Raw genomic sequence first — 17,315 nt, 5'->3', positions numbered from 1 at the left:
GAGCAGTACGCCAAGGGCGCCGCGACTTCGTTCGCGGCGCCCTTGGCGTGTCGTGGCCACGGCCGCGAGCGTCGTGGTCCTGGCGGCGTGCACGCTCGTACTGGTTTCGTCCGCACCGGCGCGCCTCGCCGGCGAGGGCGTTCTCGACGGAACAGCGTCCGGCGGCCTCGAAACGTGGTCGGCCGAGTCCGATCGTGGCCGGGTCGAGCTCCGCCGGAAGTGGGTGTACGGCAATTCGGTCGTGGACATCAGCCGAGCGGACGCGGGTGGGGACTGGTCGCTCGTCCTGGCGCGGCTCCGCGACCCCCAGCGGTTCTTCACGGTCGGACGCATCTATCGGATGGAGGTGTACGTCCGTGACCTCGCCGCCTCCGGTGCGCGAATCGGCATGCTGCTGGCCGACCATCGGTACGCCCAGCGTCCGACCGGCGCCAGCGTCTACGCCGACTTCTCCGACCGGCAGTGGCACCGGCTCTCGCGCACCTTCGTCGTCACCAGCCCCGGCGGTCCCGGCACCGGGTTCTACCTGGCGCTTCCCCCGGGGGCCGGGTTGCACTGGCAGGTCACCCGGGCGAGCGTCCGCCAAGTGGACGCCCCGGCCCCGGCGCGGGTCAGCCGTCGGGCGGACACGGTGGTGGCGTTCGACGGTCCGGCCGGGTCACCTCCGGACGCCCGGCAGTGGACGCACGAGGTCGGAGGGCACGGCTGGGGCAACGACGAGTTGCAGAGCTACACCGAGCAGCCGGAGAACTCGGTGCTCGACGGCGCCGGCCACCTCGTGATCACTGCACGGCGCGAGCGCACGGTCGGACCCGACGGTGTCGTGCGTGCGTACAGCAGCGCCCGCCTGACCACGAAGGACCGGGTCACGGTGCCGGCCCGCTCGTACGTCGAGGCGGAGATCCTGGCCCCGGTCGGCACCGGGGTCTGGCCGGCGTTCTGGCTGGCCGGGGCCGACATCGACCGGATCGGCTGGCCGGCCGCCGGTGAACTGGACGTCCTAGAGGCCATCGGTGCTCAGCCGACGGTCGCGCACAGCGCGGTCCATCTGGCCAGTGCCGCTGATCCGCTCAGGGACCAGCCGTACGGATGGAACGAGCCCGGCGGCACCATCGACCTGGGCGCGCCGTTGGACCAGCGGTCACATCGCTTCGGTGTGTACTTCGATTCCCGGACCGTGCGCTTCTACGTCGATCGCCGGGAACGCATGGCACTCTGGGCCGACGACGCCCGGATCTCCGGGCGCACCTGGCCGTTCGGAAAGCCCCAGTACCTACTGCTCAACGTCGCGATCGGCGGCGGGGATCCCACCGCGACGACGTTCCCCCGGTCGATGAGAGTCGGCCCGATCTCCGTCTGGCACGGGGGCGTTCCGTTCTAGCGGGCGCGGAGCAGGTAGCTCTCCCCGTCGCGGTGCACGACCTCGAAGCGCGGGCTCCGCACCACGTCGGCGAAGAACCGGGGGAGGTCGCCCGGACGGGCGTAGCCGTGGTTCTCCGCGTAGGCGATCTGGGCCGGGCTCAGCAGGAGGTACGTCGTGGGTCCGGAGGAGGCCACGTACTCGTGGAGCCGGTCCACGTCCGCGGTACCGAGCGGGCGGTTGACCCAGGCGTCGTCGGTGAGCACCTCGAGCGAGTAGTGCCCGAAGGGCGCCAGGTGTTTGTCGTAGTCTCCGCTGATCGGGTAGGGGTGGTTCGAGATGACCAGCATCAGGACGCTGTCGGACGGGGTGTTCCGGTCGAACCAGCGGGTGACCGCGACTTCGTCGGAACTCAGGTGGTTCTCCTGTTCCAAGCCGTAGTAGGCGGTCAGGAAGAGTAGAGCCGAGACCGAGGCCGCGGCCAGTAGCGCCGTCGCTCGCGCGGCGCTCGTCCGTAGCCGCGGGCCGGTGAACAGCGCGGCGGCGAGGAACGCCAGCCAGGGCGTCATGAACAGGTAGATGCGGTAGATGCCTTCGCCGCCATAGGACTGGACGAAGATCAGCAGCGCCGGTGTGGCGGCGAGCATCGCCAGCAGCACGGGCGGGCGTCCTCGCCGGAACTCGCGCCACGCGCCGGCCGCGGCCAGCACGGCCAGCACGGCCGACAGGCCACGGGCGGCGGTGCCCACGAACTGGACGCCCGCCGACGGCTCGCCCGGACTGGAGTGCGTGGTGGGCTGCGCGTTCTCCACCGGACTGCCACCGAGCAGCGTGGGGAAGTGAGTAGCCAGGTAGTCCCAGCTCAACGCCGTCCAGGCCACGAACAGGACGGTGATCGCGATCGGGAGCCACCAGCCGCTGGTCCGGCGTCCGAGCACGAGGAGGGCGAGGTTCAGGACCAGGAAGAACGGTGTCAGCTGGTGGCTGGTGACGACGACGACGCTCAGCGCGAGGATGAGGGCCACGGCCGCCCACGCCGGGACGGGGAAGGGCTGGGGTGCGGGTGGGCGTCGGCGGCTCACCACGGCGAGCAGCCGCTGGTGCCACTGCTCCGGATGGGGCCGCAGGCACCGTACCGCCAGACCGAGGATCATCAGCGTCGCGAAGAGCCCCAGTGCCTGCGGCGCCAGGTAGCTGTACTCCACCCACGCGCCGACGAGGAAGAACAGCAGCGCGATGTGGATCCGGCGCCGGTCGTCGGTGAAGCCGCCGAAGAGGAAGCGCAACGCCAGCAGGTCCGCGACCGGGAAGAGCACCTGGCTCCAGTTCGCGTAGCGCAGCGCGTCGACCCCGGTGATCTCTGACAACGCCGCGTTCATCGCGAAGAAGCCCGGCCAGTTCTGGTAGATGTCGACGCCCCGGTCGACCGCCCCGTGCTCCTCGATGTAGTGGATGACCGCGATGTGCTTGTAGACGAACGCGTACCGGGGCTCGTCGTAGAGCGTCGGGATCGTCGCGTACAGCACCACGACGAGCGCGAGGCAGTACATCAGCATCAGCCGGCCGGCCCGCTCGGAGTCCTCGCGGGCGGCGACCGCGAAACCGGCGAGCAGCAGCCCGACCGCGAGCAGGAACGTCGGCGGCATCCGGAACAGCAGGCCGTAGTCGTCCAGACCGCCGAGGTCGACGAACGGCAAGGAGCCGAACCACGCGGTGAGCGCGATCAGCACGAGCCCGACGTGGCGAACCGTCGACGATCGCGGCGGACGCGTCGGGAGCACTGGCGCACGGTCGAGCACCGGGCTAGACGATGACATCGCGGTTCCTCGGGGCTCGGTCGGCCGGGTCGAGGCCGTTCGCGCCGTGCCACGCGAGGACCGGCGCCGCGGTCAGGCAGGTCACCGCGAAGAGCGCAACCGGGCGCCAGGTGTCGACGAGAAGCATCAGCTGGGACGCGAGGACGAGGCTCGCCACGCTGATCGCCAGGGAGAGCACCACCTCGGTGAACGGGTCGCGGATTCTGGCGAACCCGAGGAGGGCCAGCCCGGGGGCGAGCAGTGCGACCGCGGCGGTCGGGACTGCCCGGACCGCGGTCGGCAGCTCGGTCAGGGCCGGGCCGAGCGCGGTGACCGTCGCGAACCCCATCAGGATCGCCCCGCGCGTCGTGTGCCCGGCCGGTATCGGCACCCGCGAGTGCGCGCGTCCCCGTAACCCGGCCACCCCGATCACGGCGACCAGGGTCAGCGCCAGTGCGGTAGCGGCGAAGAACACGATGCTCACGACTCGCTCCCGACGGCCGGCTCCGGTACCCGCGACGACCCGGCCGCCGGGGGATCGGAACGGCTTCCCCGCGGCAGGTCGCGGATCCGGACGGCCGGGACACCGGCGTAGAGCGCGCCCGGCGCGAGGTTCTTGGTGACCACCGATCCGGCCGCTACGACGACGTCGTCGCCGATCGTCACCCCGGGGCAGACCGTGACTCTGGCCCCGAGCCAGCACCGGTCACCGACGACGATCGACCGGCCCGACGACTGCACCGAGAATCGTCCGTCGGCATCGAACTCGTGGGTACTGGTGACGAACAGCACCTGCATCGCCACCGCCGTCTGCGCTCCGATCGAGATGTCGCCGACGGCTTCGAAGTAACACTCCCGGTTCACGAACGACTGCTCTCCGATCCGGATCCGGCCGTCGCCGAGGAACCGGCAGTGCGGGTAGACGTTCGGAGTGCGGACGTCCATCCCCGTCAAGCGATAGAGCACGTAGCGCACGGCGCGGGGCACCAGCAGGTGGCCCGCGATCGTGTTGACCAGCAGGTCGCGGAGACCCCAGGCGATGTCCTGCCCGAGGAACCGGAGAAACAAGCGGACGACGTTTCCGGGCGGTAAGCCGGACCCGCTCACGCGGACCTCCTCGTGCCACCGGATCGCCACGCGCGCCGCGCGAGGACCACAGCGGCCAGTGCTAGTTGGACGACGAGGAAAACCCAGCCCACTGCGTCGATGCCGAGGGTGGCGAGGCCGATCCAGCAGCCGCCGAACATCGCGACCGCGTAGGTGGCCTGATAGGCCATGATCGTGCTGCCGCGACGCTCGACGCGGGCGGCGGACAGGCGCAACACGACAAGTGCGCGGAACGGGATGCCGAGCAGCAGGAGACGGAACAGCGTGGTTCCCTCCTCGGCGTAGTCGGGGCCGATGATCCCGAGCAGGAACGGTGCGGCGAGCAGACCGGCCGGCACCGTGACGCCGACGAAGAGTGCGGTCAGCTTTCCGGCGGAGCGGCGCAGGCCGCCCAGCGCCGAACGGTCGTGCGCACCTTCCACGGTCAAGGACGAGCCAATGCTGTTGAGCACCATCTCGATGCCGACGAGCACGACCCAGCTGGTGTAGAAATAGGCGTTCTCCACCAAGCCCAGGCGCCACGTGACGATGATCGGTACCGCGGCCGCGGTCAGCGTCTCCAGGAAGGATCCGGAGAAGTCCTGAGCCAGGTAGGTGCGAACCTGACCCCAGCGGGTGACGACGCCGACGCGGTCCGCGTACGCCGGGAGCAGACGAGCGAGCAGCAGCCAGGTCACCGGCACGATCAGCACCGCCGCCGGAAGGATCCAGGCGGCCAGCAGCCCGCCGGTGGACCAGCTCGCCAGCACCACGAGCAGCCCCAGCTTCGCGACCGCGAAGATCAGGTTCTCCACCGGGACGTAGACCGCGGCACGCAGGCCGATGAGTGCGGCGTCCTGCATGACGAACAGCGACCAGACCGGCACGGCCAGGACGAACAGGAGCAGGAAGGTCCACGCGTCCGGCCCCAGGTCGGCGAGGAACGAGTTCCCTTCGGTGACCAGCACCAGAACGAGCGCGCCCACGGTGGTGGTGACGGTCGTGATGCCGTAGGCCCGCAGCAGCAGGTTCCGGCCGGCGTGTCCAGCGTCCGGCAGGAACCGCATCAGGCCGCTGTTGAGGTTCAGCTGGAGGAGCGCGGCCACCATCGTCATCGCCGAGACCGCGGCCGATGCGCGCCCCACTTCGGCGGCGGGGTAGTAGCGGGCCGCCAACGCCCAGAACGCCAGGCCGAGCAGCGTGGTGAGCACGCCGGAGGCCACCAACGCGTATGCGTTGCGGAACAGCGGCACCGCCAGGTGGTCCGTCCAGCGCGCCGTCACCGTGTCGGTCACGTGCGTGCCTTCCGGCGGGCACGCACGTAGAGGAACGGGCCGGCGAGCAGCCCACGGATCTCGGCTCGTACCACCCCGGGGGGCGCGGTCTCCGCCGGTGCGTGCGCGGGCGCGTCCGACGCTGCGCGGAGCGCCGTGGCCAGCCGGAGCGCACCGGGGACGAGCCGCCGTACGACGTCGAGCAGCGACCGGCGATCGAGCAGGTGCTTGGTGACGAACGCGGACAGCCCCGTGCCGTACCCGTACATCTGTCCCCGTAGGGCCTCCGGGTCAGCGCGATGGTGGTGCCAGACCACGGCGTTGGGCTCGTAGGCGAGCACCCAGCCGGTCCGGAGCACCGCGACGAATGCGTCCAGGTCCTCGCCGCCCCGGGTCAGGGTTCCCGCTCCGAGCGCCTCGTCGAAGTAACCGACGTGGCGCAGCGCCCGGGCGCGGAACGCGAAGTTCGCTCCGGTGCCGAAGATGCCGGGGGAGTAGGGGTAGAGGGGATTGGTGTCCCGGTGCCGGTCGAGGTCGTACAGCTTGGGTACGCAGTTCTTGGCCCACGTCACGCGCGCGTCGAAGTAACGCTCGGCCGGGCCTTCGATCGCCGCGGTGGCGACCAGCCCGGTCACGCACCCGACGCCGGGCGCGCGCTCGAACCCGCGGACGACCGCGGTGATCCAGTCCGGCTCGACCGTCACGTCGTCGTCGGTGTAGACGATGATCTCGCCGGTCGCCTCCCTGGCTCCGCGGTTGCGCGCGCGGGAGAGCCCGGGCCGGGGCTCGACCACGTAGCGGAAACGTGGATCGTCCCCGGCCAGGTCGGCCACGACCAGCCGGGTGGAGTCGTCGGAGGGCGCGTTGTCGACGATCACGATCTCGAGGTGCGGGTAGTCGAGCGCGCGGAGCCCGGCGAGGCAGTCGCCGAGGGCCGACGCGCGGTCACGGGTACAGACGACGAGCGTGACCCCCGGGTGCGTCGTCGGGCGGGTCGGGCAGGCCGTCGTGGCGGCCGGGAACCCGTCGCCGAGCGGCGGCAGGCCCTCGGCGCGCAGGTGCTCGGTGATCCGGGTGCGGTATCGCTCGACGCAGCGCGCACGGACGTCGGCGGCGTCCAGGCCCCCGGCCGGCGCCTCTTCCTCCAGGTAGCCGAGCACCTCGCCGTGGAAGCGCACGAGCAGACGGACGCGGCGGTAGGACGGCGGGATCGTGAGCACCGGATCGGACAGCTCGAACTGCCCGGTACCGACGCGGGTGTCGAGATCAGCAGGCACGGCGGGAACGCCTTTCGGGGAGGACCGAGGTGGCGGCGGCGCGGCCGAGACCACGGACTTCGCGCCGGACGTCTTGCCAGCGCCGGCGCGGCGGATCGAGGGCGAGCCGCACCAGCGCCTCCGGGGACAGGTCGCGGGTGACCTCGATCCGCGGGATCGCGTACCGGTTGCCGCGGTCCATGGTGGTGCGTGCACCGCTCAGCGCGAACGCCGCCGCATATCCGGCTCGTGCTGCCGCCCGACGCACCCGGAGGTTGTGCTCGCCGTACGGATAGGCCAGCAGCCGCGGCCGGGGTAATCCGAGCGAAGCCAGGTCGTCGCGCGGCCGGACCAGCTCTCCGGCGAGCGCGGCGGGCCGCAGCAGCGACAGGTGGGCGTGCGCCCGGGTGTGGGTACCGATCTCCCACCCGAGATCGGTCAGCTCGGTGAGCTGTCGCGCGGTCATCAGCGGGAGCCGCGTCGCACCGGACGCGGTGTCCCAGGCGTTCCACCGCCCGAGTTCGCCGGTCACGGCGAACAGGATCGCGGGAATTCCGTGCTTCTCGAGCACCGGCGCGGCGTGGTCGTAGTTGCTCACGTAGCCGTCGTCGAAGCTGACCAGCACCGATCGCTCCGGTACCGGCTCGCCGTCGAGTTTACGGAGCAGATCCTGCGGACCGATGAACGCGAACCCGGCCGAACCCAGCGCGTCCAGTTGCTGCTCGAACTGGTCTGGCGTCACCGAGTACTGACGCAACCGCGGGTCGGTGACGTCGTCGACGGCATGGTAGGCCAGTACTCTCGGGCTGCCGGGCGCGTCGGTCATCCCACCGCCCTCGCGGACTCCCTGCCAGTACTGGGCGTCGCGCAGCAGGGTGAACGCCCACTGCGTCGCCAGGTCGGTGCGCGCGGCGGACGCGCGCGCCAGCACCGCGCGGGTGGCGGCCCGCTCCAGTGCCCCGGGTAAGCGCCCGGCTGTTCGGCGCAGAACGGCGCCCTTGACCGTACGGCTGCCGTGCGCACGCGCGACCATCGGCGCGAGCCCCGAGTGTTTGCGGGTCAGGGCGGCGTCGGCGCGACCGGCCTGGCGCCACTGCCGGAGGTTGTGCTCGGGCGTGACCACGTACCGCTGGTGGGAGACGGCTCCCGGGGCGTACCGGGCCACCAGGCCCTCGTTGAGCAACCGGTAGAGGAAGTCGGTGTCCTCGGCGCCGAACGTGCCGCCCGCCGTGAACTCGGTGTCGAAGCCGCTGATCCGCCGGAACGCCTCGGCGCGGACGGAGAGCTGCCCGGTGATCAGGTCGGGCAGGGTGAGCTGCCCGCCGGTGCGGGAGAGGCGTTCGTGACGCAGCCGCGCCCACCGCTCGACCCCTTCCCGGAGCAGCGAGGCCGGCGCGTCCGGGTGGATGGGGATGGTTCCGACGACGGCGTCCGCTCCACCGGCCAGGACGGCGGCGTGCTCGACCAGCAAGCGCCCGTCGGCGATCATGTCGTCGTCGAGGAAGAGCAGGTATCGACCCCGGGCCGCCTCGGCCCCGCGGTTGCGGGCGGACGCCGCTCCCGAGTTCGGCTGCTCGATCACCCGGAGCGGCAGGGGAAGCGAGAGCGCACGGGCGGCCTCCGTGCTTCCGTCGGTGGACCCGTCGACGACGACGATCAGCTCGCAGGGCCACGGACGTTCCGTTTCGCCGAGCGCGGTCAGGGTGTCGACGAGCAGGTCGCGGCGATTGAACGTCGGGATGACAACGCTGAACTCGAGCACCGCTATCTCCTTAAGCCCGTCGGCCGCTGACCGCGGCGGTCGCGAATCCGGTCGCGGTGACGCCCAGCCCCAGCAGGACGACGACCGACCGGAGCAACGCGTGGACGTCGCCGCGGCGGAGCCCGGAACCGAGCCCCCGGGCCACGGCGGAGGGCAGGACGACACGGACGTATCGGCGCTCCGCCGACAGACCAGCTCGCGCTCCGCCCAGCCGTGTCACCGCCCACTTGGAGCGTCCCTCGTGGAAGCAGCGGCGGACGAAGTACCGCAGGGTCTGGCGTGACCGGGGGACGAGGTGGTCCACGGTGCCGCTCGGCTCGTGCAGGACCACCGAGCCGGGGATCGTCCGTGCGACCCGGATACAGAACTCGGTCTCTTCGCAGCCGACCGGTAGTGCGCCGACGCGCCCGACGAGCTCGGAGAACTCCCCGGCGACGGCGAACGCCGAGCGGCGAATCGCCATCGCCGCCCCGATCGGGTTGCGGATCGGAGTGCGGTCGACCGGCAGACCGCGGTATCCGCACCCGACCACCCAACCGAACTCGGCCGGGAACCACCGGGGCGGACGGCCGCCCTCCCAGTTCGGCTCGACCGTGGTGCCGACCACGGTCACCGCCTCCTCGTCGGTGAAGGCCTCACGCAGGATCTCCAGCCAGCCCGGACGCGCGATCGCGTCATCGTCGAGGAACGCGACGACGGTGTGATTGCTGGCGCGCAGCCCGGTGTTGCGTGCGCCGGAGAGTCCACGGGCCTCCCCGTTCGGGACGACCACCAGGTCCGGACCGGGCGCCAGCTCGGTACGGAGGCGGGCGAGCAGCTCAGGGTTGTGATCCACGACGACGAAGAGCCGGTCGCCGGTCTGGAGCTGGTCGCGGACCGACGCGATCGCGGCGCGTACCGCGCCCCATCGGGCCAGGGTGTAAGCGCAGATGACGACGCCGAACGTAGGTTGTTCGACCGTCATGAGGCGAGCGTGTCGGTGCGCGGCTCGGCCGGGCGTATTGTCGGCAGCAACGCGGTTGACGCCTCCTCGAGGGCGGGCAGCGCGCGCCGCCGTACGCGTTCCCGCAGGATGGTTCGGAGAACCCGCAGACCGTCCGGGAACGTGCGGAGGTTGCTCTCGCCGTGGCACCGCTCCGATTCGAAGCTCGGCACTTCGGCGATGCGCAGCCGAGCCCGGGCCACCCGGATGTTGATGAGTGTTTCGATTTCGAAGCCGTCTCCCCAGCGCGTCTGGCCCTGCTCGTGGGCGGGTGGGAGGTCGAACACGGCGACGCACTCCCGACGGAAGGCGTTGTAGCCGTAGCACAGGTCGGTGTAGGCGGTGCCGAACAGCACGTTCGTGAGGGTGTTGAGGCCCCAGTTACCGAGTTGGCGCAGCCGGCTGATGTCCGTGCTTCCGCCGCCGGCGGCGAAGCGGGTGCCCTTGACGTAGTGAGCCCCGCGATCGAGATGCTCCACGAAGGACGGGATCTCGGCTGGGTCCATCGAGCCGTCGGCATCTATCATCACGATGTAGTCGCAGGTCGCGGCCGCGAACCCCGCAGCGAGGGCGTTGCCCTTGCCGCGCCTCCCCTGGCTCACGACGCGGATGTCCGGTCGTACACGGCGGGCGGCCTCGACGGTGCCGTCGACGGAGTTCCCGTCGACGACGATCACCTCCTCCAGGCCGGATGGCAGAGCGGCGAGTACCGGACCGATGTTCCGTGCTTCGTTCCGAGTCGGAATGACCACGGAAATCGACGGGCGCTGACGCGGCGCCCGTTCGGGTGTTAACACGTTCCCCCCAGGGAAAGAGTCAATGACTGCACCTGTACGCGGTGGTGCGGGAGACGCCCCTGTCCCGCCTGCACGCTTTCTGCAGATTCTCGGCGATTACAGTGTGAAGCCTGTTTTCGTCGTAACGACGTCGTCGGGCCGGCTTTGCATCGCCACCGACGGCTACGAACCATACACGAAGCGGAACGCTTCCTGAGGGCAGCCTTAAAGGGGTCAAGAATCGTGGATCAACGCCGACGTCGTGACTCGGGAGGGCGATCAACTGCTCTGAAAAAGAGATGTACGAACGACCCGCCCGGCCCTATTTGCGGAGTGTGTGGGATTTCTGAGATGCGAAAACTGAACGTCTGACCGGTTGGACCGGCTCGTTGGTGCTGTGCATGAACTTCACCGTGACCACATTCGACCGATCGGCGACTTTCCCGACCGAATGGATTTGATCCGCAGCTTTATCCGCGTCCGGAACTGGCGGCGGCGGATTGAGTAGTGCTCCGAAATGTCCGCTCGTCGTATGGCTGTGATGGCATTATTGGTCGTTCGGACAGCGAATGGACACTTCGCAGTCAACTGTTCGGCCAGCGATGATGTGACGAAATTCCTGCACCATGGTTTCAAGAAAGTTAACTCATTCTGCTGAACAGGGGCGGGGGCGGACCGCTCGGATGAGAACATGGATTCGTGCTGAGAATCGGGTTGACCGGTGGGATCGGGGCGGGCAAGAGCGCGGTGTCGGCGCGGCTGGCCGAGTTGGGTGCGGTCGTCGTCGACGCCGACCGGCTCGCCCGTGAGGTGGTCGAACCGGGCACGCCGGGCCTGGCCGCGGTCGTGGAGGCGTTCGGCCCCGACGTGCTGGCCGCGGACGGCTCGCTGGACCGGCCGAAGCTCGGCAAGATCGTCTTCGCCGACGAGGCGGCCCGGCTGCGGCTCAACGGCATCCTGCACCCGCGGATCGGTGCGCTGACCGCCGAGCGTGCGGCCGCCGCGCCGCCCGACGGGATCGTCGTGCACGACATCCCACTGATCGTCGAAGGCGGCTCGGGGGCGGGCTTCCACCTCGTGGTCGTGGTGATGGCCGCGGAGGAGATCCGGCTGCACCGCCTCACCGAGCTGCGCGGCATGCCGGTCGAGGACGCACGGGCCCGGATCGCCGCGCAGGCCACCGACGAGCAGCGGATCGCCGCCGCCGACGTCCTGCTGGACAACTCCGGTGCGCTGGCGGAGCTGCGTGCGGCCGTGGACGCGCTCTGGGCGGACCGGCTCGTGCCGTACGCGGCCGGGATCGCCAACGGGGTGCCCGCGCCGGTCACCCCGGGAACGGTGACCGACGCCGACGTCGCCCGCGCCGCGGCCCGGCTGCGCAGCTGGCTGCACCGCCCCGACCTGCGCGTCGAGTCCGACGGGTCCGAGCTCCAAGCCTTCCTCGCCGACGCCGACGAGGTGCGATCGGTGGCCGGTGCGCTGGCCGGATCCGGCTGGATCGTGGGCCCGGATGCCACCTCCGCCCGCTCCGCCGACCCGGGCAACCCGGCCCGCCTGCGTCTCGTCCCCGGCACCTGACCGCCGCCGATCGGGCCGCGGCGCCGGTCGGGTGGGCTCGTCAGCCGAGGTCGCGGCGGCGGAAACCGGCCAGGCCGGCCGCCGTGAGAGCCGCCGACAGCGTCAGCAGCCCCAGGTACGGCGTCGCCGTGACGTCGGCACCCGGCAGTTTCGGCAGGTGGGTGAACGGCGAAAGATCCATGACCGCCGACGGGAGCCGCAGGATCTCCCCGAACTGTCCGATCACGATCGCCAGCAGCAGCACCGCCCAGCTGAGCAGCGTGAACCGCGGCGCCACTCCGAACAGCGCCACGGCGACCGCGGCCAGTACCAGCACCGCGGGCAACTGCGCGAGCGCCGCACCGAGCTGCCGGGACACCTCGGTGCCGACCGCGTCGGTGCGCAACCCGTGGGCGAGTCCGGCCAGCAGCCCGGACGACGCCAGGATCACCGCCGATCCGACCACCACCCAGACCACGTGCGCGCCGGCCCACCGCACCCGGCTGACCGCGGTCGCGAGCACCGGCTCGGCCCGGTGCGACTCCTCCTCGGTCCGCAGACGCAGCGCCGCGGCCACCGCGTAACCCGCGACCACCATGCCCATCACCAGGTAGATCATCCCGAGGTAGACGTCGGCCAGGCTGCCACCGGCCCCGGTGTACTCGCGCAGCATCTCCGCGGTGTTCGGGTCGTCGTTCGCCGCGGTGACCATGTCCTGCGCGAGGCCGCCGAACACCGCACCGCCGATCGCGGCGCCGATCGCCCAGCCGAGGATGCTGCCGCGCTGGAGCCGCCACGCCAGCCCGAGCGGACCGCTCAACGTGGATGGCGCGCCCGCCGGACCCGGTCGCGACCGGACGACGCCGGCCCCCGCGTCCCGCCGGGCGCGCAGCACACCGACGGCGACCAGCAGCAGCCCGACGGCGACGGCCGGAACGAGCAGCACCGCCCACCGGTCGCCCGCGTACGGCCGCACCTCCTCGGCCCACCCGATCGGCGACAACCAGGAGAGCCACCGTCCGGACGAACCGTTGACCGCGGCCGAGTCGCCGGCCGCGCGGAGCAGGAAGGCCGCGCCCAGGACCGCGCCGGCGATCCCCCCGGCGGACCGGGCGTGTTCGGTGAGCTGCGCGGCGACCGCGCCGACCGCGGCGAACACCAGCCCCACCGAGACGCAGGCGGCCATCAGCGCGAGCGAGCCGCCGAACGGGATGCCGCCGACGCTCAGCAGCGCCGCGAGCCCGAGCACCAGGATCAGCGCGTTGAGCAGCCCGACGTGGAGAAGGGCGGCGGCCAGCCGGGCGTACCGGCCCACCGGAGCGGCGTCGAGCAGGTCGGACCGGCCGGTCTCCTCCTCGGCGCGGGTGTGCCGCAGCACGAGGAGGTAGCTCATCAGCGCCAGCAGCACCGCGGCGAACGTGAGCACCTGCCAGGCCGTCGCCCCGCCGTAGGTGTTCAGCGCGCGTGGGGGACCGGTGATCGCGACCAGGCCGGGGTTCACCCCGCTGCCGTACGCGCGGGCCAGGTCGTCCAGGTCGGCCTGGGTGGGGTAGAGGTTCTTGAGCGGCGCGGCCTGGCTGTAGACGAAGACGGCGACGCCGAGCACCCACGCGGTGGCGCGCACCCGGTCGCGGCGCAGCGCCAGGCGCAAGAGGCTCGCCGTGCCGGTGAATTCACCGCCCTTCGCCGCCGCCGGCGTGCGGGTCCGAGTGGCGAGCACCGCGGTCATGACGCGACCGTCCCGGCGTAGTGCCGCAGGAAGAGTTCCTCGAGCGTGGGCGGCTGGCTGGTGAGGCTCCGGATCCCGAACGGTTCGAGCCGGGCCAGCAGCGGGCCGAGCGACTGCTGGTCGACCTGGCCGGCGAACCGGGTGCCGGAGATCGTGACGTCGTGCAGCCCGGGCAGGTCGGCGAGCCCGTCCGGCACCCGCTCGAGCTCGGCGTCGATCGACGTGCGGGTGAGGTGGCGCAGCTCGGCGAGCGTGCCGGTCTCCACGACCCGGCCCGAGCGGATGATGCTCACCCGGTCGCAGAGTTTCTCGGCCTCGGCCAGGATGTGGCTGGAGAGCAGCACGGTGCGCCGCTCCTCGCGGATGCTCTCCTGGAAAGCCGCCTCCATCAGCGGATCGAGGCCGGACGTCGGTTCGTCCAAAATCAGCAGTTCGACGTCGGACGCGAGGGCCGCGACCAGCGCCACCTTCTGCCGGTTGCCCTTCGAGTAGGTCCTGGCCTTCTTGCGGGGATCGAGCTCGAACCGTTCGAGCAGGTCCCGGCGTCGCCGCGGGTCGAGCCCCCCGCGCACCCGGCCGAGCAGGTCGATCACCTCGCCGCCGGTGAGCGTCGGCCACAGGTTGACGTCACCGGGGACGTAGGCCAGGCGCCGGTGCAGGGCCACCGCGTCTCTCCACGGGTCGCCGCCGAGCAGCTGGGCCTCGCCCGCGTCGGCACGCAACAGGCCGAGCAGCACCCGGATCGTCGTGGTCTTGCCCGCGCCGTTCGGCCCGAGGAAGCCGTGCACCTCACCGGCCCGCACCGACAGATCGAGCCCGTCGAGGGCCCGGACCGACCCGAAGCGCTTGACCACCCCGGCCAGTTCAATCGCGTTCGTCAGCATAGTTCTGACGGTATCGAGCTTTCACAACTTTGTGAACATTGGCGAGATACACAACGGCATGGCACGATGAGAACCGGTTGAAAGGAGCAACGGGTGACGGAACCGGTCATTGACCCGCGGCTGGCGGACTACCGCGAACGCTTCGCGCTGGTGCTGACGAACTTCGGCATGCAGCGCATGGTGGCCCGCGTCTACGCCGCGCTGATGGTGGCCGAATCGCCCACCACGACGATGCCCGAGCTCGCCGAGTCCCTCCAGGCCAGCGCCGGAGCCATCTCCGGTGCGGTGAAGACCCTGACGACGATCGGCATGGTCGAGCGCGTGCCGGCGCCCGGGAGCAGGCGGGACCACTTCCGGATCGCCGACAACGGCTGGTACGACACCGTGATGCATAAGTACCGCGTCATGGCCCAGGAGATCATCGACCTGGCCGGTGACGGGGTGGAGACGGTGGGGGAGGACAGTGTCGCGGGGCACCGGCTGGACGAGATGCGTGCGTTCTACGCGTTCATCCAGTCGGAGATGGAAGAGATCCTGCAGCACTGGGAAAAGGCCCGCGACGCCCGCCGCGCCGCCCGGACTTAATTGTCGGACCCCCGACGTACCGTTGAACCATGAGCCCGTCAGCCCGCCCCTCCGCCGGTCCGAACGCGCCCGAAGGCCTGCGTGACGACGACGTCGCCCACGGCGCGACCACGGCCATCGTCCGGCGTCCCGGCCGGTTCGAGGTGGTCAGCGAGTACGACCCCGCGGGTGACCAGCCGGCCGCCATCGACGAGCTCGAGCGGCGCGTCAAGGCCGGCGAGAACGACGTCGTGCTGCTCGGGGCCACCGGTACCGGTAAGTCCGCCACCACGGCGTGGCTGATCGAGCGGCTGCAGCGGCCGGCGCTGGTGATCGCGCCGAACAAGACGCTCGCGGCGCAGCTGGCGAATGAGTTCCGGGAACTGTTGCCGAACAACGCGGTCGAGTACTTCGTCTCGTACTACGACTACTACCAGCCCGAGGCGTACGTCCCGCAGACCGATACGTACATCGAGAAGGACTCCTCGATCAACGAGGAGGTCGAGCGGCTGCGTCACTCGGCCACGATGTCGCTGCTCACCCGGCGCGACACGATCGTGGTCGCCACCGTGTCCTGCATCTACGGCCTCGGTACCCCGCAGGAGTACATCGACCGGTCGATCCCGCTGAAGGTCGGGCAGGAGATCGAGCGGGAGAAGCTGCTCCGGTGGCTGGTCGACGTGCAGTACACGCGCAACGACCTGAACTTCACCCGGGGCACGTTCCGGGTCCGCGGCGACACGGTCGAGGTCATCCCGGCCTACGACGAGCTCGCGGTGCGCATCGAGATGTTCGGCGACGAGATCGAGAAGCTCTACCACCTCAACCCGCTCACCGGCGAGGTCGTCAACGAGGAGACCGAGCTGCACGTCTTCCCGGCCACCCACTACGTGGCCGGTCCGGAGCGCATGGAGCGGGCGATCCGCGGCATCGAGGCCGAGCTGGAGGAGCGGCTCGCCGAGCTCGAGCGGCAGAACAAGCTGCTGGAGGCGCAGCGGCTGCGCATGCGCACCACCTACGACATCGAGATGATGCGCCAGGTCGGTTTCTGCTCGGGCATCGAGAACTACTCCCGCCATATGGACGGACGGGAGCCCGGCTCGCCCGGCTTCTGCCTGATCGACTACTTCCCGGAAGACTTCCTGCTGGTCATCGACGAGTCGCACGGTACCGTGCCGCAGATCGGCGGCATGTACGAGGGCGACATGTCACGCAAGCGCACCCTCGTCGACTTCGGGTTCCGCCTGCCCAGCGCCATGGACAACCGGCCGCTGCGCTGGGAGGAATTCCAGGACCGGGTGGGCCAGACCGTCTACCTCTCGGCGACGCCGGGCAAGTACGAGATGGGCCGCGCGAAGGGCGAGTTCGTCGAGCAGATCATCCGGCCGACCGGCCTCGTCGACCCGGAAGTGCTGGTCAAGCCGACCAAGGGCCAGATCGACGACCTGGTGCACGAGATCCGGCTGCGTGCCGAGCGCGACGAGCGGGTGCTGGTCACCACGCTGACCAAGAAGATGGCCGAAGACCTCACCGACTACCTGCTCGAGCTCGGCATCCGGGTGCGCTACCTGCACTCCGAGGTCGACACGCTGCGCCGGGTCGAGTTGCTGCGTGAACTGCGCAAGGGCGATTTCGACGTGCTGGTCGGCATCAACCTGCTGCGTGAAGGGCTCGACCTGCCCGAGGTCAGCCTGGTGTCCATCCTGGATGCCGACAAGGAAGGGTTCCTGCGCAGCGAGACCTCGCTCGTGCAGACCATCGGCCGGGCCGCCCGAAACGTGTCCGGGCAGGTGCACATGTACGCCGACCAGATCACGCCGTCGATGGCGCGCGCGATCGAGGAGACCAACCGGCGCCGCGAGAAGCAGATCGCCTACAACACCGAGCGGGGCGTCGACCCGCAGCCGCTGCGCAAGAAGATCGTCGACATCCTCGACGACATCTACCGCGAGGCGGCCGAGAACGAGTCCGGCGAGCTGATCGGCGGCTCCGGCCGGCAGCAGTCGCGGGGCAAGTCGCCGGTGCCGGGGCTGAAGTCGAAGGCCACCACGGTCGGCGTCGGTGCGCACCGCGAGGGCATGGCGCGGGCCGAGCTGGCCGACCTCATCCAGCAGCTCAACGACCAGATGCTGGCGGCCGCGCGCGAGCTGCAGTTCGAACTCGCGGCCCGCCTCCGCGACGAGATCGGCGAACTCAAGAAGGAACTACGCGGCATGGACGCCGCCGGCGTCCGGTAGTGGGCTGGTGGGCGGCCCGCCCAGGACGACGCTGCCGAGCCAGCGCGAGATC

The 17,315-nt window shown here is 70.7% G+C and carries 14 protein-coding genes; 4 read left to right on the top strand and 10 right to left on the bottom strand.

The annotated features are described in order from the left end of the window. The first annotated feature begins 52 nt into the window (after nt 1-52). Complete coding sequence (locus ABD437_RS00490; RefSeq protein WP_344646688.1) at nt 53-1,381, top strand: glycoside hydrolase family 16 protein; 1,329 nt, start codon at nt 53-55, stop codon at nt 1,379-1,381. Here ABD437_RS00490 and ABD437_RS00485 read toward each other — a convergent pair. Genes ABD437_RS00485 through ABD437_RS00450 form a run of 8 tightly spaced genes read right to left on the bottom strand, consistent with a single transcriptional unit; the run spans nt 1,378 to nt 10,337 of the window. Continuing rightward, the gene (locus ABD437_RS00485; RefSeq protein ID WP_344646687.1) at nt 1,378-3,177 is read right to left on the bottom strand and encodes a hypothetical protein; all 1,800 of its coding nucleotides are present in this window, start codon (nt 3,175-3,177) and stop codon (nt 1,378-1,380) included. The genes ABD437_RS00490 and ABD437_RS00485 overlap by 4 nt on opposite strands. Beyond that, nucleotides 3,164-3,640: a hypothetical protein gene (locus tag ABD437_RS00480; RefSeq protein ID WP_344646686.1), complete on the bottom strand. Its 477-nt coding sequence runs from the start codon at nt 3,638-3,640 to the stop codon at nt 3,164-3,166. Before ABD437_RS00480 ends, ABD437_RS00485 begins: the two co-directional genes overlap by 14 nt. After that, on the bottom strand, nt 3,637-4,263 hold the full coding sequence (locus ABD437_RS00475; protein WP_344646685.1) for an acyltransferase: 627 nt from the start codon (nt 4,261-4,263) through the stop codon (nt 3,637-3,639). Before ABD437_RS00475 ends, ABD437_RS00480 begins: the two co-directional genes overlap by 4 nt. Next, nucleotides 4,260-5,537, bottom strand: coding sequence for a lipopolysaccharide biosynthesis protein (locus tag ABD437_RS00470; protein WP_344646684.1), 1,278 nt, complete (start codon nt 5,535-5,537; stop codon nt 4,260-4,262). The genes ABD437_RS00475 and ABD437_RS00470 overlap by 4 nt, the downstream gene beginning before the upstream one ends. Further along, complete coding sequence (locus ABD437_RS00465; RefSeq protein ID WP_344646683.1) at nt 5,534-6,793, bottom strand: glycosyltransferase family 2 protein; 1,260 nt, start codon at nt 6,791-6,793, stop codon at nt 5,534-5,536. Before ABD437_RS00465 ends, ABD437_RS00470 begins: the two co-directional genes overlap by 4 nt. Then, nucleotides 6,783-8,534, bottom strand: coding sequence for a glycosyltransferase (locus ABD437_RS00460; RefSeq protein WP_344646682.1), 1,752 nt, complete (start codon nt 8,532-8,534; stop codon nt 6,783-6,785). The genes ABD437_RS00465 and ABD437_RS00460 overlap by 11 nt, the downstream gene beginning before the upstream one ends. A gap of 10 nt (nt 8,535-8,544) precedes the next feature. After that, nucleotides 8,545-9,498 carry a glycosyltransferase family 2 protein gene (locus tag ABD437_RS00455; protein WP_344646681.1) on the bottom strand — a complete coding sequence of 318 codons (954 nt, stop codon included), beginning with the start codon at nt 9,496-9,498 and terminating at the stop codon, nt 8,545-8,547. After that, complete coding sequence (locus ABD437_RS00450) at nt 9,495-10,337, bottom strand: glycosyltransferase family 2 protein (RefSeq protein ID WP_344646804.1); 843 nt, start codon at nt 10,335-10,337, stop codon at nt 9,495-9,497. The genes ABD437_RS00455 and ABD437_RS00450 overlap by 4 nt, the downstream gene beginning before the upstream one ends. A gap of 654 nt (nt 10,338-10,991) precedes the next feature. On the opposite strand from ABD437_RS00450, the gene coaE reads away from it, so the two are divergent. Then, a complete protein-coding gene (gene coaE, locus ABD437_RS00445; RefSeq protein ID WP_344646680.1) occupies nt 10,992-11,870 on the top strand; it encodes a dephospho-CoA kinase in 879 nt (292 codons plus the stop codon). Nucleotides 11,871-11,910: 40 nt separating this feature from the next. Here the strand turns inward: coaE and ABD437_RS00440 are convergent, their stop codons facing one another. Together ABD437_RS00440 and ABD437_RS00435 are read right to left on the bottom strand one after the other, a co-directional pair. Continuing rightward, nucleotides 11,911-13,578, bottom strand: a complete 1,668-nt coding sequence (locus tag ABD437_RS00440) for an ABC transporter permease (protein ID WP_344646679.1) — start codon at nt 13,576-13,578, stop codon at nt 11,911-11,913. After that, nucleotides 13,575-14,459, bottom strand: coding sequence for an ABC transporter ATP-binding protein (locus tag ABD437_RS00435; RefSeq protein ID WP_344646803.1), 885 nt, complete (start codon nt 14,457-14,459; stop codon nt 13,575-13,577). The genes ABD437_RS00440 and ABD437_RS00435 overlap by 4 nt, the downstream gene beginning before the upstream one ends. Before the next feature lie 96 nt (nt 14,460-14,555). Between ABD437_RS00435 and ABD437_RS00430 the strand changes: the two genes are divergently transcribed. Continuing rightward, nucleotides 14,556-15,047 (top strand): GbsR/MarR family transcriptional regulator, encoded by a 492-nt coding sequence (locus ABD437_RS00430; RefSeq protein WP_344646678.1) that lies wholly within the window; start codon nt 14,556-14,558, stop codon nt 15,045-15,047. Nucleotides 15,048-15,076: 29 nt separating this feature from the next. Next, nucleotides 15,077-17,263, top strand: a complete 2,187-nt coding sequence (gene uvrB, locus ABD437_RS00425) for an excinuclease ABC subunit UvrB (protein ID WP_344646677.1) — start codon at nt 15,077-15,079, stop codon at nt 17,261-17,263. Nucleotides 17,264-17,315 lie beyond the last annotated feature (52 nt).

Origin of the sequence: Cryptosporangium japonicum (assembly GCF_039524755.1) — a bacterium.
GTDB lineage: Bacteria > Actinomycetota > Actinomycetes > Mycobacteriales > Cryptosporangiaceae > Cryptosporangium > Cryptosporangium japonicum.
This window is presented reverse-complemented; position numbering and strand designations above follow the sequence as displayed.